This is a genomic window from Microcella sp., assembly GCF_030645145.1.
In the GTDB taxonomy this organism is placed as follows: Bacteria; Actinomycetota; Actinomycetes; order Actinomycetales; family Microbacteriaceae; genus Microcella.
In genome coordinates, this window is record NZ_JAUSMI010000072.1 from 17,137 (window position 1) to 36,527 (window position 19,391).

Consider the following 19,391-nt stretch of genomic DNA (forward strand, 5'->3'; position numbering starts at 1 on the left):
CGGCACATCGATGTGCCGCACTCTCACCGAAGTAGCGCACTGTCGGCGCGACCGAGGCGCGCTACCGCCCGGCCGCGTACCCCTGCGCCCCGCGCGAGTTCGACGCCGCGTACATCCAGCCGCGCTCGCGGTCGATGCCGACGCAGCTCATGCGCCCGAGCGTCCACGGCCCGACGACCTTCACGTCGTGCCCGCGCGCCCGCAGCCCCTCGATCACCGACTCGCCGAGCCGCGACTCGACCGTGAGCGACGCGACCTGCACCGTGCGCGGCTGGAACGACGCCACCATCGCATCGGTGTGGAACATCGGCGCATCGATCGCCTGCTGCGGCTCGTACCCGCCGACGATGCGGCGCAGCAGGTAGAGCAGCTGCCACTGGTCCTGCTGGTCGCCGCCGGGAGTGCCGAGCGCCTCGAACGGCACGCCGTCGCGCGCGAGCATCGTCGGCGAGAGCGTCGAGCGCGGCCGCACGCCCGGCGTCAGCGCCGAGGGCGACGCGGGGTCGAGCCACATCATCTGGGCGCGCGTGCCGAGGCAGAAGCCGAGGCTGGGGATCGTGGGGGAGGACTGCAGCCATCCGCCCGAGGGGGTCACCGACACGAGCGTGCCCCACTGGTCGACGACGTCGAGGTGGCACGTGTCGCCGCGGGAGCGGCCGCTGCGGTCGATCGTCGGCTCGCCCGCGCCCGCCGACGAGGCCGCGCCGCCCGCGACGGCGGCGGCGTGGTCGACGACCGGGGGCATCCACGGCGAGCGGCCGCCGGGGCTGCCGGGTCGCACTTCGCGCGACGCCTCGTCGCCGATCAGCTCGGCCCGCGACGCCAGGTACGACGACGACAGAAGGTCTGAGAGCGGCACCTCGACCGCCGCCGGGTCAGCGAACCACGCGTCGCGGTCGGCGAGGGCGAGCTTGAGCGCCTCGACGATCGTGTGTACGCCGAGCTCGGTCGAGGGGTCGAGCACGCCGTCTCCGTGCGTCGCGGCGCGCGCCTCGAGGATGCCCAGCGCCATGAGCAGGGCGGGCCCCTGCGTCCACGCCCCGGCCTTCACGACGTCGACCCCGCGGAAGGTCAGGACGACCGGCTCCTCCTCCGCCGGCGCGAACGCCGCGACGTCGGCCGCCGTGATGACGCCCGCGTGATCGCCCCCCGTCGAGTGCCGCACGGGGGTCTGCACGAACTCCTCGATCGCCTCGACGACGAAGCCGTGCTGCCACATTCCGATCGCGGCATGGATGCGGTCTTCACGCGAGCCGGTCGACTCGCCGGCCGCGATCAGTCGCCTCAGAACCCCGGCCCACGCCTCGTTGCGGATCATGTCGCCCGCCTCGGGCACCTCGCCGCCGGGCATCCACTGCGCCTTCGAGGTCGGCCAGTGCTCGTCGAACAGCGGAGCGACCGCACGGATCGTGCGCGCCACGTTCTCGTGCACGGGGTGGCCCTCAGCGGCGTAGCGGAGGGCGGGGGAGAGCACGTCGCGCAGCTCCCAGGTGCCGCGCTCGGCGAGGAGGGTGAGCCACGTGACGACCGAACCCGGGACGGCGGCCGCGAGCGGGCCCGCGCCGGGCACCTCGGTCAGCCCGAGCCCCGTGTAATGCGCGATCGTCGCGGCAGCGGGTGCCGCGCCCTGCCCGGCGAGCACGACCGGCGCCTCGCCGACCGGAGCGACGAGCCCGGTCAGGTCGCCGCCCGGCCCGTTGAGGTGCGGCTCGACGACGTGCAGCACGAACGCGCACGCGACGGCGGCGTCGATCGCGGTGCCGCCGCGCTCGAGCACCGACTGGGCGGTCGCGGTGGCGAGCCAGTGCGTGCTCGCGGCCATGCCGAAGGTGCCGCGCAGCTCGGGGCGCGTGCGATCGGTCGGGGCGGGGGTGAAGGGGGAGCCAGCGTCGACGGTGGTCATCCTTCGAGGCTAGCCCGGGCATCCCTCATCGAATGCTGCGACGGCGGGCGCGCCGCGCCCCGCCGGTAGGCTGGTGGATCGTGGCTCTCACTATCGGCATCGTCGGCCTGCCCAACGTCGGCAAGTCCACCCTGTTCAACGCGCTCACCGAGAACGACGTGCTCGCGGCGAACTACCCGTTCGCGACGATCGAGCCCAACGTCGGCATCGTCGAGCTGCCCGATGAGCGCCTGCAGGTGCTCGCCGGCATCTTCGGCAGCGAGCGCATCCTGCCCGCGACCGTGTCGTTCGTCGACATCGCCGGCATCGTGAGGGGCGCGAGCGAGGGCGAGGGGCTCGGCAACCAGTTCCTCGCGAACATCCGCGAGTCGGATGCGATCGCGCAGGTCGTGCGCGCCTTCACCGACGACGACGTCGTGCACGTCGGCGGCAAGGTCGACCCCGCCGGCGACATGGAGATCATCAACACCGAGCTCATGCTCGCCGACCTGCAGACGCTCGAGAAGGCCATCCCGCGCTACGAGAAGGAGGTCAAGGGCAAGAAGCTCGACCCCTCGGTGCTGCAGGCGGCGACGGATGCTCACGCGCTGCTCTCCGCGGGCACCACCCTCTCGGCCGCCGGTTTCGACGCGTCGCCCATCCGCGAGCTCGGCCTGCTCTCGGCCAAGCCCTTCATCTACGTCTTCAACGTCGACGAGGGCGTGCTCGGCGACGCTGCGCGAATGGACGAGCTCGCTGCGCTCGTCGCGCCGGCGAAGGCCGTCTTCCTCGACGCGAAGATCGAGAGCGAGCTCATCGGGCTCGACGCGGAGGACGCTGCCGAGCTTCTCGCCTCGACGGGTCAGACCGAGAGCGGCCTGCACCAGCTCGCCCGCATCGGCTTCGACACGCTCGGCCTGCAGACCTACCTCACCGCCGGCCCCAAGGAGTCGCGCGCCTGGACGATCGGCAAGGGCTGGAAGGCCCCGCAGGCCGCCGGCGTGATCCACACCGACTTCGAGAAGGGCTTCATCAAGGCGGAGGTCATCTCGTTCGACGACCTCGTCTCGTGCGGCTCAGTCGCCGAAGCGCGCTCGAAGGGCAAGGCCCGCATCGAGGGCAAGGACTACGTCATGCAGGACGGCGACGTGGTGGAGTTCCGCTTCAACGTGTAGGTCGCAGGGGTGCGTCCCCTGGGTGACGGCAGTCACCGTTCGACGAGGATGCCGTCCTCGTCGCTGTAGAGCATGGCGCCCGGCCGAAAGGTCACTCCGCCGAACTCGAGAGGGGCATCCGCCTCGCCTTCTCCGGTCTTGCTGCTCTTCCTCGGGTTAGTGCCGAGAGCTTTGATGCCGATCGGGATCTCCGAGATCGCGACGCGGTCGCGGATAGCCCCGTTGATCACCGCCCCGGCCCAGCCGTTGTCTGCGGCGATCTTCGCGATCATGTCGCCCATCAGTGCCCGTTCGAGGGAGCCCCCTCCGTCGACGACGAGCACGGCGCCTCCGCCGGGAGTGGAGACCACCGACTTGAGCAGCGCGTTGTCCTCGAAGCATCTCACCGTCCGAATTGGCCCCTCGAACCTCGCGTGAGCGCCGAAGAGCTGCAGCTGGAGCGGGAGCGACTGGAGCCGCTCGCCGAGTTCGTCATACAGGTCAGCAGTCGTCGTCATGTCATCCCGTTCCTCGTTGAGCCACCCTCGCGGTCATCCATGGCGCAGGGCGGCCTGCGTCGCATCCGACGGTAGACCGCGGCGGGCGACCCGTGGCGGGCGACCGTAACGGCCCGGATCTCATTCTTCGGCACGACAGAAAAATGCAAAAAGTTCTGCGTAGGACGCGCCTGATGAATCACCGTTCTTCGTTCAGTGTGGTCTCAGCGCGGAAGACGACCCGGCACAGAACCACTCACAACGAAGGACATGACATGAACGCCTACCAAGACGACATCGACGCGATCGAAGCGCTCAAGCAGGAAGTCGGCAGCAGCTGGGATGCGATCAATGCGGAGTCGGTCGCCCGGATGCGCGCCCAGAACCGCTTCCGCACGGGCCTCGAGATCGCCCAGTACACCGCGGACATCATGCGCAAGGACATGGCCGAGTATGACGCCGACTCGTCGGTGTACACCCAGTCGCTCGGCGTCTGGCACGGCTTCATCGGCCAGCAGAAGCTCATCTCGATCAAAAAGCACCTGAAGACCACGAACAAGCGCTACCTGTACCTCTCGGGCTGGATGGTCGCCGCGCTGCGTTCGGAGTTCGGGCCGCTCCCCGACCAGTCCATGCACGAGAAGACGGCCGTGCCGGCCCTCATCGAGGAGCTCTACACCTTCCTCCGTCAGGCCGACGCTCGTGAGCTCGACCTGCTCTTCACGCAGCTCGATGCCGCCCGTGCCGCTGGAGACGAGACCTCGATCGAGCTCATCCAGACGCAGATTGACAACTACGAGACCCACGTCGTGCCGATCATCGCCGACATCGACGCCGGCTTCGGCAACCCGGAGGCCACGGACCTGCTGGCCAAGAAGATGATCGAGGCGGGCGCCTGCGCACTGCAGATCGAGAACCAGGTCTCGGACGAGAAGCAGTGCGGCCACCAGGATGGCAAGGTCACCGTCCCCCACGCGGACTTCATCGCCAAGATCAACGCGGTGCGCTACGCGTTCCTCGAGCTCGGCATCGACAACGGCGTGATCGTCGCGCGCACCGATTCGCTCGGCGCCGGCCTCACGCAGAAGCTCGCCGTGAGCCGCGCGCCCGGCGATCTCGGCGACCAGTACAACTCGTTCCTCGATGTCGAGGAGATCCCCGAGTCGGGGCTCAGCGACGGCGACGTCGTCATCAAGCGCGACGGCCGGCTCGTGCGCCCCAAGCGCCTCCCCAGCAACCTCTACCAGTTCCGCGAAGGAACCGGTGCCGAGCGCTGCGTGCTCGACAGCATCACGTCGTTGCAGAACGGCGCCGACCTGCTGTGGATCGAGACGGAGAAGCCGCACATCGGCCAGATCGCCGGCATGATGAACGAGGTCCGCAAGGTCATCCCGAACGCCAAGCTGGTCTACAACAACAGCCCGTCGTTCAACTGGACCGCCAGCTTCCGCCAGCAGGCCTACGACGCCTTCGTGCAGGAGGGCAAGGACGTCTCGGCGTACGACCCCACGAAGCTCATGAGCGTCGAGTACGACGACACCGAGCTGGCGAAGGTCGCCGACGAGAGAATCCGAACCTTCCAGCGCGACAGCTCGGCGCAGGCCGGTATCTTCCACCACCTGATCACGCTGCCCACGTACCACACGGCCGCACTGTCGACGGATGACCTGGCCAAGGGCTACTTCGCCGACCAGGGCATGCTCGCCTACGTCAAGGGCGTGCAGCGACGCGAGATCCGCGAGGGGATCGCCACGGTGAAGCACCAGAACATGGCCGGATCCGACATCGGTGACAACCACAAGGAGTACTTCGCCGGCGACTCGGCCCTCAAGGCCGGCGGCGAGCACAACACGATGAACCAGTTCTAGGACTCGTCCTCCAGCGCAGGACGATGCCGGTCTCCCCCAGAGGAGGCCGGCATCGTCGCATGCTGATCGAGCCCGTGCGAGCGTCCGGCCGGGTCAGCGGCCCGGGAGCTCCTCGCGCAGCCGGGGCTCGACGCGGTGCTCGGGCCGCACCCCCGCCTTGTCGGCGTAGAAGGCGCGAATACGATCCATGTCGGCCGCCACGTCACCCGTGAGCTCGAACGTCGGGCCGAGCCCGGTCGTCATCGTCGTGCGGTCGACGTACCCGAGGGTCACGGGCATCCCGGTCTCGCGCGCGATCCGGTAGAAGCCCGACTTCCAGTGAGTGTGCCCCGAGCGCGTGCCGTCGGGCGTGACGACGAGACTGAAGACCTCGCCCGACCGAATGCGCTCGACCACCTCGGCGACCACGCGGCCCGGTGCATCCCGATCGACGCGGATGCCGCCGAGCCGCGTCATGATCGGCCCGCGCCAGCCGGTGAAGAGGCTCTTCTTTCCGAGCCACCGGATGTGGATGTCGAGCCGCCAGGTGATGGCGAGCATGAAGACGAAGTCCCAGTTTGACGTGTGCGGCGCGCCGATCAGCAAAGTCGGGCGGTCGGGCGCGGGTTCGGTCACGAGACGCCACCGGCTGACGGTCCAGAACGCGCGGGCAGCGAGGCGGCGCAGGAGCATGCGACCAGCCTAGGTCGCCCCGCCCCGTCGACGGTCCCGGCACGAGCGCCATGAAGCTGACACAATCTCCGCATGACCGAGCCCTCGCCGACGCCGCAGCCGAACCCCGCTCCGTACGCGGCGCCCGACCGCCCGACCAACCTCATGGCGATCCTGTCGCTGGTGGCCGCGTTCGTCGCGCCGCCTGCGGGGCTCGTGCTGGGCATCCTCGCTCAGCGGGAGATCGCTCGCACGGGCGAGCAGGGAGCGGGGCTCGCGAAGGCCGGCGCGATCGTCGGCGGCGTGTTCACCGCGCTCATCGTCATGTTCGTCATCGCGTGGCTGGGCATGATCGTCTCGATCTTCGGCAGCTTCTTCTTCTGGACCCTTCCGCGCTGAGCGCACCATCATGCGCACCCTCACCGTCTGCAACTTCGTCACGATCGACGGCCGCTACGAGGACGACGATCACGACATCGCGTCGCTGTTCGAGCACCACCACGCCGATTACACCGGCACCGACACCTTCGACCACTACAACGCGGGGCTGCTGCGCGCGGCCGGCACGCTCCTGCTGTCGGGGCGGCGGTCTGCGCTCGGCAACCTCGGCTACTGGGCCGGCGTGCGCGGCGACCCGAGTGCGACGGCGATCCGCCGCGAGTTCGCCGAGCTGATCGAGCGCGTCGAGAAGGTCGTGGTCTCCGACACCCTCACCGAGGCGGACCTCGCCCCGTACCCGAACACCCGCATCGTGGCGGTGGCGGATGCTCGCGCCGAGGTCGCCCGCCTGAAGACGCTCGACGGGCCTGGCATTCTGATCCTGCTCGGGCGCATCCTCTGGAACGACCTCATGCACGCGGGCCTCGTCGACGAGCTGCACCTCGTGACGTTCCCGCTCATCGCCGGCGGGGGAGTGCCCCTCGTCGACGCGCGGCCGCCGGTCGCGCTGAAGCTGCTCGAGAGCCGCGCGTGGCCGGAGTCGGGCCAGGTGCTCATGCGGTGGCGGGTCGACCCGGCGGCGCCGCCTCTTCCCTGACCGACGCGCGCGGCAGTACGGTCAGCGCATGTCCCTCCCCGAGCTCAACTGGCTGGCCGTCCTCGCCGGCTTCGTCGTCTACTTCGTCACCGGCGCGATCTGGTTCGGGCCGAAGACCTTCTACCCGGCGTGGATGCGCGCGAAGGGCCTCGACCCCGCGGAGCCGCAGGGCTCGCACGGCATGGCGGTCGTGTTCGGCATGACCGCGCTCGGCGCGCTCGTGCAGGTGCTCGCGCTCGCCATCGTGCTCGGGTTCGTCGCTCAGGCGACGGGCGACCCGGTCGGGCCGCTCGGCGGCGCGCTCGGCGGCCTCCTCCTCGGCATCGGGCTCGTCGCGGCGAGCTCGCTCTCGCACCGGCTCTTCGGCGGCGACGGGTTCCGGGTGTGGGCGATCGAGGTCGGCGGCGACGTCGTCGGGCTGACGCTCGCGGGCCTGGTCGTCGGGCTCATCGGCTGAGGTCGCGCGCGTTCCGGACTGTTCGGGGCGACTCGTCCGCCCCCGGGCGCACGGATTGCCCCGAACAGTACGGATTGCGCTCGAGCACTACGCCCGCGCCGGGTGCGCGCACCCAGCCGCATCGGGCACGATGATCGCGTGGATGCTCCCCGCGCGCTCGCCGCCGCCCGAGCCGCCCTCGTCGAGGCCGCGGCCGCGCTCGCCGCGGCGGGTGCACGCCCCGAGCAGCTCGCCGCCACGGTCGCCGCGCACCGCGCCCTCGGGTTCATCCCCGTGCGCGAGAAGCTCCGCCGCACCGGCGAGGGATTCCTCCTCGGCGCCCTCCTCGCCACCCCGGCCGGAGACGCGTTCGAGCCCGGCCGCATCGTGCGCGCGAGCCGGCAGGTGCTGCCGGGCCACCAGTCGGCGAGCGCCCAGGAGCGCCGCGCCCTCCGGCAGCTCGCCCTCGACTCCGGCTTCGACGAGGGCGCGACGCTCGTGCTCGACTCCCGACCCATCCCGCTCGACGACCCGGAGGCGATGCGCGGCGAGCGAGGCCCGCTCGTCCTGCGCGAGACGGACGCGGGCGACGTCGAGGTCCTCATCCGCTGGGTCCCGTCCGCGCCCGACAGCGCGCTGCGCCCCCTCGCGGCCTACCTCGCCGAGCGCGTCGACCTCGCGCGGGGAGCCCTGGCCGCCGCCCGAACCGAGAGCGAGCATCCGTGACCGAATCGACGGGCCTCGACCCCGACGTCTTCGCCTTCTACGCCGAGCTCGAGCAGAACCAGAACCGCGACTGGTGGCTCGCGAACAAGGCGCGCTACGACGAGCGCGTGAGGGCCCCCGTCCAGCGGCTCGTCGACGCGCTCGGGGGCGAGTTCGGGCCCCTCAAGATCTTCCGGCCGTACAAGGATGTGCGGTTCAGCGCCGACAAGCGCCCCTACAAGGACCACCTGGGCCTCGTGAGCGCCGACCGCTCCGCCGGCACCTACTACCTGCAGGTCTCGCAGCACGGCCTCATGCTCGCCGGCGGGGAGTACCAGCCGAGCCGCGAGCAGCTCGCGCGGTTCCGCGAGATCTGCGACGACAACCGCCTGGTCGGCGACCTCGAGGCCGCGATCGATGAGGCCGCCGAGCGCGGCTTCGCGATCATGACGACGGATGCCCTCGCCACCGCCCCGCGCGGCTTCCGAGCCGACCACCCGAAGATCGCCCTGCTGAGGCTCAAGCGACTGGCGATCGCCGCCGAGCACGCCCCCGCCGACTGGATGACCGGCCCCGAGCTCGTCGACCGCGTACGCGCCGGCTGGCGCGTCGTCCGCGAGTGGAACGCGTGGCTCGCCGAGAACCTGCCCGCGCCCGTCGAGGGCGTCAGCTGACGCGGATCCGACCGCTCGGCCCATGCGCCCGGCATGACGCCGGATGACACGAAACGCGCAAGCCCCCTGTGCGGTGTCCGAGGTTCGACATAGTCTCGATTCCGTGCTTCTCGAGACCCACGTGCTGCAGGACACCGACCCCGACCTGCCCGACCTCCTCGGCGACGGGTTCGAGGTCGTCGGCGAGTCGTGGGGGGCCGAGCTCGCGCTCGACGGCGGCGCGGCCTCGTCGGCCGCTCTCGATCGCCTGCGCGGGTTCGTCGAGACGGCCCGCGGTGCCGGGCTCGAGATCCGCGAGCTCGACGCCCGCGATGCCGCGGCGATCGAGGCCCTCGACGCCGAGAGCTGGGCTGACGTGCCCACGACGCCCGCGACCGTGCACGCTCCCGTGACAGCGGCCGACGTGCGCGACTGGTCCTCGCGCGGCCGCCGCGCGTTCGGCGCCCTCGACGGCGACCGGCTCGTCGGCCTGTGCGTCGGCTCGGCCGGCGACAACGACTTCGTGGTCGTCGCCCCCGACCACCGCGGTCGCGGCATCGGCGTCGCCGTCGTCGCAGCATGGATGCTCGGGGCGATCGAGGCGGGCGAGCGCACCTTCTCGGCGGGCGGGGCTTCGCAGAACGCCCGCAGTCTCGCGATGATCCGAGCCGTCGGCTTCCGCGTCACGGAGCGCTGGCTCAGCCTGCAGCGCCCCTGACCCGAGCGCTGCTCCGCGAATCCATGTCAGCACTTCGGGCCGTCGTCAACCCCCTTCTCGCCCTCTCGCGCTGACCGTTAGCGTCAGGCCATACCGACAGGTCGTCGGAGGTCACGGCACGAGCCGGGGCGCGATCCGCGACCGGAAGGAGGCACCACCATGGCAACACTTCTCTGGATCATCGCGGCCATCCTCGTCATCGCGGGAATCGTCACGCTCGTCCGCGGTCAGATGCTGTGGGGCATCGTGCTGATCGTTCTCGGTCTGCTCGTCGGCCCCGGTGGCGTCAGCATCTTCACTTGATCGGGCTTGGCTAGGCCCTGAGCCCCCGATGTGATCAGGATCACGGCGCCCCCGGGCGCCGCACCCCGAGAGGCGGTGCCGCGAGAGCGGCCCGCCTCTCGGCATGTCCGGGCTTCCATCCGAGCGAGCGGATGCCCGGCTCGGGACTTTCGGCCCTGACCGGGCCGAGACCGGCGGGGCTACCGTGACCCCACGCGGCCTCGAGCCGCACCGGGAGGTCACCATGAGCCGCCGACGCCCCACCAGCCGCGCCGACATCCTCGCCCGCGCGACAGCGCCCCTCGCGCTCGCCTCCGTCATCGGCCTCGGGCTCGCCGGCTGCGTGCCGACCCCCGCACCCGAGCCCAGCGGCTCGAGCGCTCCGCCGACCGCGAGCCCGAGCGAGACGAGCACGCCGACCGCCGCTCCGCCGGAGTCGGAGGAGGTCGAGCTCTACTTCGCCGTGTCGCACCCGACCGACATCGACCTCATCCCCGAGACCCACGAGCTCGAGGTCGAGCCCGACGGCGATGTCCTCGCCGTCGCACTCGCAGCGATCACCGAGGGCGCGGTCGCGCCGACCGACCCCGACTACGCGAACCTCTGGCGCGACGTCCGGCTGCGAGGGATCGAGCGCGACGGCGACGTGCTCCGCGTCGACCTCGGCGGGCTCCTCCAGGGCGTCGGATCCGAGGCCGAGTTCGTCGCGATCGAGCAGCTGGTCTGGACGGCGACGGGCATCGAGCCGGGCATCCGCGCTCTGACCTTCACGGTCGACGGAGACGTCGTCGAGACGCTCGGCGGGCATGTGGATGCCCAGGGCGAGTTCGCACGCGGCCTGCCCGAGAGCACCCTCAGCCCGTTGCAGATCGACGCCCCGGCCGAGGGCGCGACGGTCATGAGCCCACTGCGGGCGAGCGGCGTCGCGTGCGTCTTCGAGGCGACCTTCGGGTGGGAGCTCCTGCAGAACGGGATGGTTCTCGAGGAGGGCTTCGCGATGAGCGACGAGTCGTGCCCGGCCCGCGCCCCGTGGAGCCTCGATCTCGGCCCGCGCCCGGAGGGGGAGTACACGCTCGTCATCACCGAGTACTCGATGAAGGACGGCTCGGTCGCGAGCACCGATACGAAGACCTTCACCGTCAGCGGGACGTGAGGGGCGCGCCGCGGCGGGCCGCGGCGCGGGCGGCTCAGCCCAGCAGGTCCTTCATCTGCGAGTAGATGAGCGCGGCCGCGCGCTTCGGAGACAGGCGGCTCAGGCGCGACATGATGCGGGCATCCTGCCCGATGAAGATCTCGTAGCTGCCCTTCTCGAGCGCCTCGATGATCTGGCGGGCCGCCTCGGGCGCCGGAGTCGTCCTGCGCGGCTTTCCCTCTCCGGCCTTCGCCGCCATCGCCGCCATCTCGGCCTCGGTCGCGATGCCCGAGTTGAGGGCGATGTTGGTGCCGATCCCGCCGGGGAACACACCCGTGACCTGGACCTTCGTCGCCATGAGCTCGGAGTGCAGGCCGCGCGTGAGCTGCGCGACGGCCGCCTTCGTCGCTCCGTAGACCGACTGGCCGGGGACGGGCGCATAGGCGCCCATGCTCGAGACGTTGAGGATGGCCGCCTCGGGCCGCGTCAGCAGCTCCGGGAGGAAGGCCTTGATCGTGTTGATCGTGCCGTAGAGATTGACGGCGATCACGCGCTCGATCTGGTCGGAGGCGAGGTCGTTGACGGGCACGAACTTCTGGATGATGCCCGCGATGTTGAGCAGACCGTCGACCTGGCCGTGCGCGGCGATGATCGCCGCGGGGAGCGCGTCGACCTCGGCGCGGTCGGCGATGTTGACGACGTGCGTCGAGATCGCCGAGCCGTGCGCGCCCGCGAGCGCCACCGTCTCGGCGAGCCCCGCCTCGCTGATGTCGATGGCGGCGACGCGCGCGCCCTTCGCGACGAGCTGGAGCGTCACCTCCCTGCCCATGCCGTTGCCGGCTCCGGTGACGGCGAGGACGGTGCCGGTGATCTTCATGCTGCTCCTTCGGGGCGGGGATGCGCGGCGCGCGCTGCCCTCAGGCTAGGAGCTTCGCGGCCGATCGTTCAGGGCCGAACGTCCCGCGTGTCGAGCGCCGGGGTCGACGCGTCCAGGTTCCGGTGCGACAGTGGATGCATGACCGTCATGCCGATGTTCCCGCTCGGCTCGGTGCTCTTCCCGTCGATGCCGACGGCGCTGCGCATCTTCGAGGAGCGCTACGTCGTGATGCTCTCCACGGTGCTGCAGGAGGAGCCCGCCGAGTTCGGCATCGTCCTCATCGAGCGCGGCTCGGAGGTCGGGGGCGGCGAGCAGAGGTTCCCCGTCGGCACGATCGCGCGCATCGCGCAGGTGCAGGCGAGCGAGGGGTTCATCGGGCTCGTGGCGCAGGGCACCGTGCGCGTCCAGGTCGAGGAGTGGCTCGAGGACGACCCCTACCCGCGCGCCCGGGTCACCGAGCTGCCCGAGCTCGAGTGGCACGACGCGCTCGGCCCGCTCTTCGACGAGGCCGAATCCACCGTGCGCCGGGCGCTCGCCCAGGCGAGCGAGTTCGTCGAGCAGCAGTGGGGCGCCGACGTCGAGCTGAGCGCGGACCCCGTCGAGGCGATGTGGCAGCTCGCGGGCATCGCCCCGCTCGGCCCGCTCGATCAGGTCAGGCTGCTGCGGTCGGAGGACGCCGAGACGCTCCTGCGCCAGCTCATTGAGCTCGCCAACGACGCGATCGAGGTGCTCGCGGTCACGTGGGACGACACCGACGACTTCCCCACCCCCGACGACTTCCGCGACGGCGACGCGTGACCGGGCTGGTCGCCTTCCCCATCCCGACCGACCCGGGCACGGCCTCGGCCGCGGGCCCGCTCTTCCTCGCGATGGGCGTCGCGACGGTCGCCGTGCTCGTCTGGCAGGCCGTCCGCTACTTCCGCGACTCGCGCGACGACGACGACTGAGCCGCGAGCCGCGAGCCGCGAGCCCTCAGCCGAGACCGGTGCCCGTAGCGTGCCGCCCGCGCTCGAGGAGGACGGCGATCGCGGCCGTCATGAGCGCCGCGACCAGGAGCGCGCCGTAGACCGTGCGATTCGCGAGCAGGGAGTCGGAGATCGGGGGCGTCGGCACGATCATGATCACGAGCGACAGCACCGCCGTGAGCGCGAAGACCGCCCAGGCGCCGCGCCGCGCCCACCCCGCCGACCGCAGCGCCCCGAACAGCAGGGTCAGGTGCCCGGCAGGGATGAGCAGCAGCACGGGGATGTCGAGGGGCGTTCCCGTGGGCGCTCCGGCGTAGTCGCTGCCGAGGAGCTCGTTGGCCACGAGGAGGATGACGATCGGCACGGCGAGCATGACCGCGCCGATGCGCCCCATCGCGCCGAGCCACGGCGTGAGCGCGAGGCCGAGAAGGGTGGCAGCGCCGAGCAGCACCGCGGTCGCGGGCGACAGGTGGCCGAGCACCGGGTCGAGCTGTCGGGGCGCGAGGGCCGCGGCGGCGAGCGCGAGGCCGACGAGCACGAGCAGCGCGACGAGCATGCCCATCGCGATGCGCGGAGCGGTCCGAAAGCGGGTCGTCGGCCGAGCAGCGGGTGCGGTCATCATGGCGCGACCTCCTCCATCACGAGGGCTGGGTGGCGCCAGTATCCTCCTGCGTCGGCGCAGGCACCAGGGGCGGTCGCCCCGCGGCGGCGCGGATGCTCAGCGCGCGCCGCGCGCCATCCAGGCCTCGACCTCGTCGGCCGTGCGGGGGATGCCCGCCGACAGGCTCTCGCAGCCGTCGGCCGTCACGAGCACGTCGTCCTCGATGCGCACTCCGATGCCGCGGTACTCCTCGGGCACGGTGAGGTCGTCGGGCTGGAAGTAGAGGCCCGGCTCGATCGTGAACACCATGCCCGGCTCGAGGATGCCGTCGAGGTAGAGGTCGCGCCGCGCCTGCGCGCAGTCGTGCACGTCGAGTCCGAGGTGGTGCGAGGTGCCGTGCACCATGTAGCGCCGGTGCTGGCCGCCGTCGGGCTGCAGCGCCTCCTCGGCCGACACCGGGAGCAGTCCCCACTCGGCCGTGCGGCGCGCGATGACCTCCATCGCCGCGGCGTGGATCTCGCGGAACCGGATGCCCGGCCGCACGATCGCGAAGGCCGCGTCGGCGGCCTCGCGCACGGCCTCGTACACCCGGCGCTGCACCTCCGTGAACGAGCCGCTCACCGGGAGCGTGCGGGTGATGTCGGCGGTGTAGTAGCTCTCGAGCTCGACGCCCGCGTCGATGAGGATGAGGTCGCCGGGGAGGACGGGGCCGTCGTTGCGCGTCCAGTGCAGGATGCACGCGTGCGGCCCGCTCGCAGCGATCGTGTCGTAGCCGACGGTGTTGCCCTCGGCGCGCGCTCGGCGGTCGAAGGAGCCCTCGACGAGGCGCTCGCCGCGGGGGTGCGCGACGATCTCCGGCAGGTCGGCGATGACGTCGTCGAAGCCCTGTCGGGTCGCGGCGACCGCGAGGCGCATCTGCTCGATCTCGAACGCGTCCTTCACGAGGCGCAGCTCGCTCAGGTCGCGCGCGAGGTCGGCGTCGCGCTCGACGCGCTCGCCGAGCGCGGCTTCGGGGTCGGCGTCGGCGTCGGCGGCGGTCGGACCCGCGAGGAGCAGGCGCTGAGCATCCACCCGCTCGGTGATGGCGGGGTCGGCCTCGCGCACCAGGATCGTGTCGGCGTCGAGGGAGTCGAGCACGGACTCGAGGTCGCCGAGGCCGCGCGTGGCGAGCGCGAGGTCGGCGGCGACGTCATCGGCGGTGGGGCGCGGGCCCGTCCAGAACTCGCCGATCTCGGGGTTCGCGTAGAACTCGTCCGAGTCGCGGCCCGCGGCCTCGCGGAAGTAGAGGACGGCGTCGTGGCCGTCGGGCTCGCCGGCACCGCTCGATCGCGGCTCCAGGACGAGCACGCTGCCCGGCACGGTGTCGGAGCCCCAGCCGGTGAGGTGCGCGAAGGCGGAGTGGGCGCGGTACGGGTAGTCGGTGTCGTTCGAGCGCTGCTTCGCGGGGCCGGCCGGGATCACCACGCGCGCGGTCGGGTGCAGCGCCGAGATGCGGGCGCGGCGCTCGGCGGCGAAGGCCGCCTGCTCGCGCGGTCCGGTCGCGCGGCTCGGGCGCTCGGCCCAGCCCTGCGAGATGTACTCCTTGAAGGCGTCGGAGCCGGGCGTCGTCGAGCGGTTCGCGGTCGCGCGCGGGGCATCCTTCTGATCGGTCTCAGCCATGCGCCCATCCTCCCACCCCAGGCCGGGCGGGGGCAGGGGATGCTCGCGTGCGCGCCCGATCAGGGGACGAGCCGCGCGACCACGGGGCGGTGGTCGCTCCCCGCGTCGTCGACCGTCGTGATGACCCGGAAGGAGCGGATCTCGAGATCGGGCGTCGCGAGCACGTGGTCGATCGGCGCGCCCAGGAGAGCGGGCAGGCGCGTCGGCCACGTGCCGACCGCGCCGTTGCCCGTCACGAGGGCGGCGTCGACGCACGAGCCGAGCCCGGGGCCGTCGTCGGTCGCCGTGAAGTGGTCGGCCGTGGCGTTGAGGTCGCCGGCCATGATGACGCGCTCGCCCGTGCACACCTCGTCGAGCCACGCGAGGTCGGCCCGCCAGTTCTCGAGCTCTCCCGGCACGGGCGAGATCGGGTGCACGCCGATGATCGTCGGCCCCACACCGGAGATCGGGCGCAGCACGATGCTCGGCAGGACGGTCGTCGAGCCGACCGAGTCATCGCGCGCGTACTCGCCCACCTCGACCGAGATGAGCACGCTCGTCGAACGGGCCTTGAGCTCGAGCTCGGGGTCGAACTCGAGCGTGTGCACCCACATCGGGCGGCCGGCATCGCGCAGGATCTCGGCGACGACGACCGCGGTCTCCTCCGTCGTCTCGGGCAGGACGATGACATCGGCCTGCTCGGCCGCGGCGAGATCGGCGATCACGCCAGGACCGGTCGCGTCCCCGAGGGTGTTCCAGGCGAGGACGACGAGCTCGTCGTCGGCGGGCGGGGGCAGGGCATCCGCCCCGAAGCCGCGACTGGAGAGCACGGCGAGATTGATCGCCGCGAAGGCGATCGCGATGACCGCGAGCCCGGCGAGGAAGCGCCGCGCGCCCGCCCACAGGGCCGCGATGATCAGCAGCGTGATCGCGACGAGGACGGCGACGAGCGAGCTGAGCCCGCGCAGCGAGACGAGTTGGGCGATGACCGGCGCCCCGGCGAGCCCGAACAGGCTCGGCCACGCGACTACGAGGAGCGCCGCGGCGACGCCGAGCAGCAGGGCGGCGGCGGCGGAACGGCGGATCATGACCTCGTGAGCCTATCCCGCGCGATCGCGCGCGCCCCCGAGCGCGGATGCCCGGCTCGCGCGGAGCCGAGCCCGACCTTCCCCTGCGTAGCATGAGGAGCATGCCGCGCCCCACGATCGACCTGCACAGCCACAGCAGCGTCTCGGACGGCACGGAGACCCCCACGCAGCTCGTGCGCGCGGCGATCGCCGCGGGGCTCGACACTCTCGCGATCACCGACCACGACTCGACGGCCGGGTGGGACGAGGCGGTCACCGCGGCGGCCGGGAGCGGGCTGCAGATCGTGCGCGGGATGGAGCTCTCGACCCGCTACGAGTGGCGCAGCGTGCACCTGCTCGGCTACCTCTTCGACCCGCACGACGCCGACCTCGTCGCCGAGACGGGCCGCATCCGCGACGATCGCCTGACGAGGGCCGAGCGCATGGTGTCGCGCATCTCCGAGGACTACGACGTCACGTGGGACGACGTGCTCGCCCAGTCGGGCGGGGTGTCGATCGGCCGCCCTCACATCGCCGACGCGCTCGTCGCGCGCGGCATCGTCCGCACGCGCAGCGAGGCGTTCGAGTCGATCCTGCACTTCCGGGCCGGGTACTACCTGCCGCACGCCGCCCCGACCGTTCTCGACGGCGTGCGCATCATCGCGAACGCGGGCGGAGCGCCGGTCATCGCTCACCCGGCGACGCGCGGTCGCGAGGCCGTCATCGATGAGGGGATGCTCGAGCAGCTCGTCGACGCCGGTCTCGTGGGCCTCGAGGTCGACCATCGGGAGAACACCGACGCGGGCCGCGCGACGCTGCGCGACTGGGCGCGCCGCTACGACCTCGTGATGACCGGATCGAGCGATTACCACGGCGACGGGAAGCCCAATCGACTGGCCGAGAACACGACGGACCCCGAGGCGCTCGAGGTGATCGTCGCCCGGTCGCGCGGCGTCGCTCCCGTTCGCGCCTGAGGGCGGTCGGCGCGGGCGACGGCGCGAGGGGCGTACCGTCGGTGTCCTGCCGGCGCCGGCGAGCGGCTCGGCGCGACGACCGGGAGGCGATGCCGCGTGATCACCGAGCTGGGCCCGAACGAGATCTTCGTCTTCGGCTCCAACCCCGACGGCTGGCACGCGGGAGGCGCCGCGAAGACCGCGCTCGACCGCTTCGGCGCCGTGTGGGGCGAGGGCCACGGCCTGCACGGCCGCTCGTACGCGGTCGACTCGATGAGCGGCCTCGGCGTGCTCGAGGAGGAGGTGCGGACTCTGCTCGAGTTCGCGACCGATCACCCCGAGCTGAGGTTCCTCGTCACGCCGATCGGTACCGGGATCGCCGGCTACGACCCCGAGGAGGTCGCGCCGTTCTTCGTCGGCGCGCCCGCCAACGTCGTGCTTCCCGGCGAGTTCTCGGCGGAGTGATCGGCGTCGGCCTTGGCCGCGTCGGCGCGATGGGCGTCGTCCGCTCCCGTCGATTCCGGCGCGCCCGGAGCGCCGTGCGCGCCGGGGCCCGGCACCGCCGGGGTCGCTCGTCGCACCATGAGCACGAGCGGGATCGTCACGAGGGCGATGATCGCGCCGACCGCGAAGGCCGCGCGCACGCCCTCGGCCGTGACCGAGTCGGTGGTCGCGCCGCCGGGGCCCGCGAAGGCCGACGAGACGGAGATGAACAGTGCGATGCCCGCGGCGCCCGCGACCTGCTGGATCGTGCCGACGATCGCGCTGCCGTACGAGCTGAGCTGCGGCGTGAGCGACGACATGCCGTTCGTGATGAGCGGCGTGAACAGCAGCGCGAGCCCGAGGCTCGTGCCGAGGTTCGCGACCGTGACGAGCCAGAGCGGCGTCGTCGCGGTGAAGAGCGTCATGCCCCACAGCGACCCCGAGAGCACGAACGCGCCGGGGATGACGAGCGAGCGCGGGCCGACGCGGTCGTACCGGCGGCCGATGATCGGCGCGGCGAACGCCATGAGCAGGCCGCCGGGCAGGATGAGGAGGCCCGAGACGACGGCCTCCGCGCCCAGGACATCCTGGACGTAGAGCGGGATGAGGATGATCGCCCCGAAGAGCGCCATCGACGCGATCGTGACGGTCGCGATCGCGAGCGCGAACTCGCGCGAGGCGAAGGTGCGCAGGTCGAGCAGGGCGCCGTCCGTGCGCTGCAGGACGACCTGCCGCCAGGCGAACAGGCCGATCGCGACGACGCCGATGCCGAGGGCGATGAGGCCGGGCACGAGCTGCGCGCCGCCGCGCTCGCCGAGCAGGCTCAGCCCGTAGACGAAGCCTCCGAAGCCCGGGATCGACAGGGCGACCGAGAGCAGGTCGAGCCGGACCGGGCGCTGCTCGCCGACGTTGACGATGCGCGCGGCACCGAGCGCGAGCGCGCCGATCGCGAACGGCATCATCGTGATGAAGAGCCAGCGCCAATCGGCGACCGAGAGGATGATGCCCGAGACGGTCGGGCCGAGCGCGGGCGCGACCGAGATCACGATCGAGATGTTGCCGACGACGCGGCCGCGCATGTGGGCGGGCACGAGCGCGAACACCGTCGTGAACAGCAGCGGCATCATGATCGCCGTGCCGCTCGCCTGCACGATGCGCGCGATGAGCAGCACCTCGAAGCCGGGCGCCACGGTCGCGATCGCGGTGCCGATCGTGAAGAGGGTCATCGCCGCGAGGAACATGCGCCGCGTCGGGAAGCGCACCATGAGGAAGCCGGTGATCGGGATCACGACGGCGAGCGTGAGCATGAACGCGGTCGTGAGCCACTGAGCCGCCGAGGCCGTGATGCCGAGGTCGTCGATGAGCTCGGGGATCGCGACGCCCATGAGCGTCTCGTTGAGGATCACGACGAACGCCGAGACCAGCAGGAGCCGGATCACGAGCATGTTGCGCGCGTGCTCCGGCGACTCGACGGTCGACGGCGTGGTCGCGGGGGAGGAGGGGGAGGAAGTCACGGGTCTCCGAGGCGGTCGGCTGCGAAGCGAGGGGATGCGCGGCGGTGGCCGCGACAGCACAACCTACTCCGGGCCTCCGTCATTCCCGTCCGTGAGGAATCCGCAGAGCGAGTTCCCCTCGGACGGGTCGACGACTAGGACTGCGCGGCGGCCGTGCCCTCGCCCGAGCCGCCCTGCCCGGCTCCGCCGGAGCCTCCCGAGCGACGGCGACGACGACGGCGCTTGGCCGCGGGCGTCGAGCCGTCGGCCGCGGGCGACGCGGCGGGAGCATCCGTCGTC

22 protein-coding genes are annotated in these 19,391 nt (G+C 71.8%); 14 read left to right on the forward strand and 8 right to left on the reverse strand.

All coding sequences use genetic code 11. The annotated features are described in order from the left end of the window. Positions 1–61: 61 nt before the first annotated feature. Positions 62–1,903, reverse strand: a complete 1,842-nt coding sequence (locus Q7T15_RS04415; RefSeq protein ID WP_304693675.1) for a gamma-glutamyltransferase family protein — start codon at positions 1,901–1,903, stop codon at positions 62–64. An 80-nt stretch (positions 1,904–1,983) separates the two neighbouring features. On the opposite strand from Q7T15_RS04415, the gene ychF reads away from it, so the two are divergent. After that, a complete protein-coding gene (gene ychF, locus Q7T15_RS04420; protein ID WP_304693677.1) occupies positions 1,984–3,057 on the forward strand; it encodes a redox-regulated ATPase YchF in 1,074 nt (357 codons plus the stop codon). Between the two features lie 32 nt (positions 3,058–3,089). Here the strand turns inward: ychF and rraA are convergent, their stop codons facing one another. Further along, the gene (gene rraA / locus Q7T15_RS04425) at positions 3,090–3,554 is read right to left on the reverse strand and encodes a ribonuclease E activity regulator RraA (protein ID WP_304693679.1); all 465 of its coding nucleotides are present in this window, start codon (positions 3,552–3,554) and stop codon (positions 3,090–3,092) included. Between the two features lie 254 nt (positions 3,555–3,808). On the opposite strand from rraA, the gene Q7T15_RS04430 reads away from it, so the two are divergent. After that, entirely contained in the window at positions 3,809–5,401 is a 1,593-nt protein-coding gene (locus Q7T15_RS04430; protein WP_304693681.1) for an isocitrate lyase, read from the forward strand. Between the two features lie 93 nt (positions 5,402–5,494). Here the strand turns inward: Q7T15_RS04430 and Q7T15_RS04435 are convergent, their stop codons facing one another. Beyond that, positions 5,495–6,073 (reverse strand): 1-acyl-sn-glycerol-3-phosphate acyltransferase, encoded by a 579-nt coding sequence (locus Q7T15_RS04435; protein ID WP_304693683.1) that lies wholly within the window; start codon positions 6,071–6,073, stop codon positions 5,495–5,497. 72 nt (positions 6,074–6,145) lie between these two features. Between Q7T15_RS04435 and Q7T15_RS04440 the strand changes: the two genes are divergently transcribed. From Q7T15_RS04440 to Q7T15_RS04475, 8 genes are all read left to right on the forward strand, one after another. Further along, positions 6,146–6,451, forward strand: a complete 306-nt coding sequence (locus Q7T15_RS04440; RefSeq protein WP_304693685.1) for a DUF4190 domain-containing protein — start codon at positions 6,146–6,148, stop codon at positions 6,449–6,451. Between the two features lie 10 nt (positions 6,452–6,461). After that, on the forward strand, positions 6,462–7,088 hold the full coding sequence (locus tag Q7T15_RS04445; RefSeq protein ID WP_304693687.1) for a dihydrofolate reductase family protein: 627 nt from the start codon (positions 6,462–6,464) through the stop codon (positions 7,086–7,088). A gap of 28 nt (positions 7,089–7,116) precedes the next feature. Next, positions 7,117–7,545 (forward strand): DUF1761 domain-containing protein, encoded by a 429-nt coding sequence (locus tag Q7T15_RS04450; protein ID WP_304693689.1) that lies wholly within the window; start codon positions 7,117–7,119, stop codon positions 7,543–7,545. Positions 7,546–7,683: 138 nt separating this feature from the next. Continuing rightward, positions 7,684–8,250: a hypothetical protein gene (locus tag Q7T15_RS04455; RefSeq protein ID WP_304693691.1), complete on the forward strand. Its 567-nt coding sequence runs from the start codon at positions 7,684–7,686 to the stop codon at positions 8,248–8,250. Further along, entirely contained in the window at positions 8,247–8,903 is a 657-nt protein-coding gene (locus Q7T15_RS04460) for a DUF2461 domain-containing protein (protein WP_304693693.1), read from the forward strand. The genes Q7T15_RS04455 and Q7T15_RS04460 overlap by 4 nt, the downstream gene beginning before the upstream one ends. Positions 8,904–9,006: 103 nt before the next feature. Further along, the gene (locus Q7T15_RS04465) at positions 9,007–9,600 is read left to right on the forward strand and encodes a GNAT family N-acetyltransferase (RefSeq protein ID WP_304693695.1); all 594 of its coding nucleotides are present in this window, start codon (positions 9,007–9,009) and stop codon (positions 9,598–9,600) included. 159 nt (positions 9,601–9,759) lie between these two features. Beyond that, positions 9,760–9,903, forward strand: coding sequence for a GPGG-motif small membrane protein (locus tag Q7T15_RS04470; RefSeq protein WP_200932273.1), 144 nt, complete (start codon positions 9,760–9,762; stop codon positions 9,901–9,903). Between the two features lie 223 nt (positions 9,904–10,126). Further along, the gene (locus tag Q7T15_RS04475; RefSeq protein ID WP_304693698.1) at positions 10,127–11,035 is read left to right on the forward strand and encodes a Gmad2 immunoglobulin-like domain-containing protein; all 909 of its coding nucleotides are present in this window, start codon (positions 10,127–10,129) and stop codon (positions 11,033–11,035) included. A 34-nt stretch (positions 11,036–11,069) separates the two neighbouring features. On the opposite strand, the gene Q7T15_RS04480 is transcribed toward Q7T15_RS04475, so the two are convergent. Further along, positions 11,070–11,891, reverse strand: a complete 822-nt coding sequence (locus Q7T15_RS04480) for an SDR family oxidoreductase (protein WP_304693700.1) — start codon at positions 11,889–11,891, stop codon at positions 11,070–11,072. A gap of 138 nt (positions 11,892–12,029) precedes the next feature. Between Q7T15_RS04480 and Q7T15_RS04485 the strand changes: the two genes are divergently transcribed. Both Q7T15_RS04485 and Q7T15_RS04490 read left to right on the forward strand, forming a co-directional pair. Continuing rightward, entirely contained in the window at positions 12,030–12,689 is a 660-nt protein-coding gene (locus Q7T15_RS04485) for an LON peptidase substrate-binding domain-containing protein (protein WP_304693702.1), read from the forward strand. Beyond that, positions 12,686–12,838 carry a hypothetical protein gene (locus tag Q7T15_RS04490; protein WP_304693704.1) on the forward strand — a complete coding sequence of 51 codons (153 nt, stop codon included), beginning with the start codon at positions 12,686–12,688 and terminating at the stop codon, positions 12,836–12,838. The genes Q7T15_RS04485 and Q7T15_RS04490 overlap by 4 nt, the downstream gene beginning before the upstream one ends. 25 nt (positions 12,839–12,863) lie before the next feature. Here the strand turns inward: Q7T15_RS04490 and Q7T15_RS04495 are convergent, their stop codons facing one another. The 3 genes from Q7T15_RS04495 to Q7T15_RS04505 all read right to left on the reverse strand — a co-directional run bounded on the left by Q7T15_RS04495 (position 12,864) and on the right by Q7T15_RS04505 (position 16,183). Then, positions 12,864–13,478 carry a hypothetical protein gene (locus tag Q7T15_RS04495; RefSeq protein ID WP_304693706.1) on the reverse strand — a complete coding sequence of 205 codons (615 nt, stop codon included), beginning with the start codon at positions 13,476–13,478 and terminating at the stop codon, positions 12,864–12,866. Positions 13,479–13,574: 96 nt separating this feature from the next. Further along, the gene (locus tag Q7T15_RS04500) at positions 13,575–15,116 is read right to left on the reverse strand and encodes an aminopeptidase P family protein (RefSeq protein WP_304693707.1); all 1,542 of its coding nucleotides are present in this window, start codon (positions 15,114–15,116) and stop codon (positions 13,575–13,577) included. 59 nt (positions 15,117–15,175) lie between these two features. Further along, positions 15,176–16,183: an endonuclease/exonuclease/phosphatase family protein gene (locus tag Q7T15_RS04505; protein WP_304693709.1), complete on the reverse strand. Its 1,008-nt coding sequence runs from the start codon at positions 16,181–16,183 to the stop codon at positions 15,176–15,178. A 101-nt stretch (positions 16,184–16,284) separates the two neighbouring features. Between Q7T15_RS04505 and Q7T15_RS04510 the strand changes: the two genes are divergently transcribed. Together Q7T15_RS04510 and Q7T15_RS04515 are read left to right on the forward strand one after the other, a co-directional pair. Next, positions 16,285–17,136 (forward strand): PHP domain-containing protein, encoded by an 852-nt coding sequence (locus tag Q7T15_RS04510; RefSeq protein WP_304693711.1) that lies wholly within the window; start codon positions 16,285–16,287, stop codon positions 17,134–17,136. 96 nt (positions 17,137–17,232) lie between these two features. After that, positions 17,233–17,580, forward strand: coding sequence for a hypothetical protein (locus Q7T15_RS04515; protein ID WP_304693713.1), 348 nt, complete (start codon positions 17,233–17,235; stop codon positions 17,578–17,580). Here the strand turns inward: Q7T15_RS04515 and Q7T15_RS04520 are convergent. After that, positions 17,499–19,112 carry a DHA2 family efflux MFS transporter permease subunit gene (locus tag Q7T15_RS04520; protein ID WP_304693715.1) on the reverse strand — a complete coding sequence of 538 codons (1,614 nt, stop codon included), beginning with the start codon at positions 19,110–19,112 and terminating at the stop codon, positions 17,499–17,501. The two genes, Q7T15_RS04515 and Q7T15_RS04520, sit on opposite strands and share 82 nt — an antisense overlap. Positions 19,113–19,391: the final 279 nt, after the last annotated feature.

Excerpts from the sequence above, each read along its gene's own strand:
- Q7T15_RS04415 (WP_304693675.1), bottom strand. The coding sequence starts at position 1,903 with ATGACCACCGTCGACGCTGGCTCCCCCTTCACCCCCGCCCCGACCGAT.
- rraA (WP_304693679.1), bottom strand. The coding sequence starts at position 3,554 with ATGACGACGACTGCTGACCTGTATGACGAACTCGGCGAGCGGCTCCAG.
- Q7T15_RS04430 (WP_304693681.1), top strand. The coding sequence starts at position 3,809 with ATGAACGCCTACCAAGACGACATCGACGCGATCGAAGCGCTCAAGCAG.
- Q7T15_RS04435 (WP_304693683.1), bottom strand. The coding sequence starts at position 6,073 with ATGCTCCTGCGCCGCCTCGCTGCCCGCGCGTTCTGGACCGTCAGCCGG.
- Q7T15_RS04440 (WP_304693685.1), top strand. The coding sequence starts at position 6,146 with ATGACCGAGCCCTCGCCGACGCCGCAGCCGAACCCCGCTCCGTACGCG.
- Q7T15_RS04445 (WP_304693687.1), top strand. The coding sequence starts at position 6,462 with ATGCGCACCCTCACCGTCTGCAACTTCGTCACGATCGACGGCCGCTAC.
- Q7T15_RS04450 (WP_304693689.1), top strand. The coding sequence starts at position 7,117 with ATGTCCCTCCCCGAGCTCAACTGGCTGGCCGTCCTCGCCGGCTTCGTC.
- Q7T15_RS04470 (WP_200932273.1), top strand. The coding sequence starts at position 9,760 with ATGGCAACACTTCTCTGGATCATCGCGGCCATCCTCGTCATCGCGGGA.
- Q7T15_RS04475 (WP_304693698.1), top strand. The coding sequence starts at position 10,127 with ATGAGCCGCCGACGCCCCACCAGCCGCGCCGACATCCTCGCCCGCGCG.
- Q7T15_RS04480 (WP_304693700.1), bottom strand. The coding sequence starts at position 11,891 with ATGAAGATCACCGGCACCGTCCTCGCCGTCACCGGAGCCGGCAACGGC.
- Q7T15_RS04485 (WP_304693702.1), top strand. The coding sequence starts at position 12,030 with ATGACCGTCATGCCGATGTTCCCGCTCGGCTCGGTGCTCTTCCCGTCG.
- Q7T15_RS04495 (WP_304693706.1), bottom strand. The coding sequence starts at position 13,478 with ATGATGACCGCACCCGCTGCTCGGCCGACGACCCGCTTTCGGACCGCT.
- Q7T15_RS04500 (WP_304693707.1), bottom strand. The coding sequence starts at position 15,116 with ATGGCTGAGACCGATCAGAAGGATGCCCCGCGCGCGACCGCGAACCGC.
- Q7T15_RS04505 (WP_304693709.1), bottom strand. The coding sequence starts at position 16,183 with ATGATCCGCCGTTCCGCCGCCGCCGCCCTGCTGCTCGGCGTCGCCGCG.
- Q7T15_RS04510 (WP_304693711.1), top strand. The coding sequence starts at position 16,285 with ATGCCGCGCCCCACGATCGACCTGCACAGCCACAGCAGCGTCTCGGAC.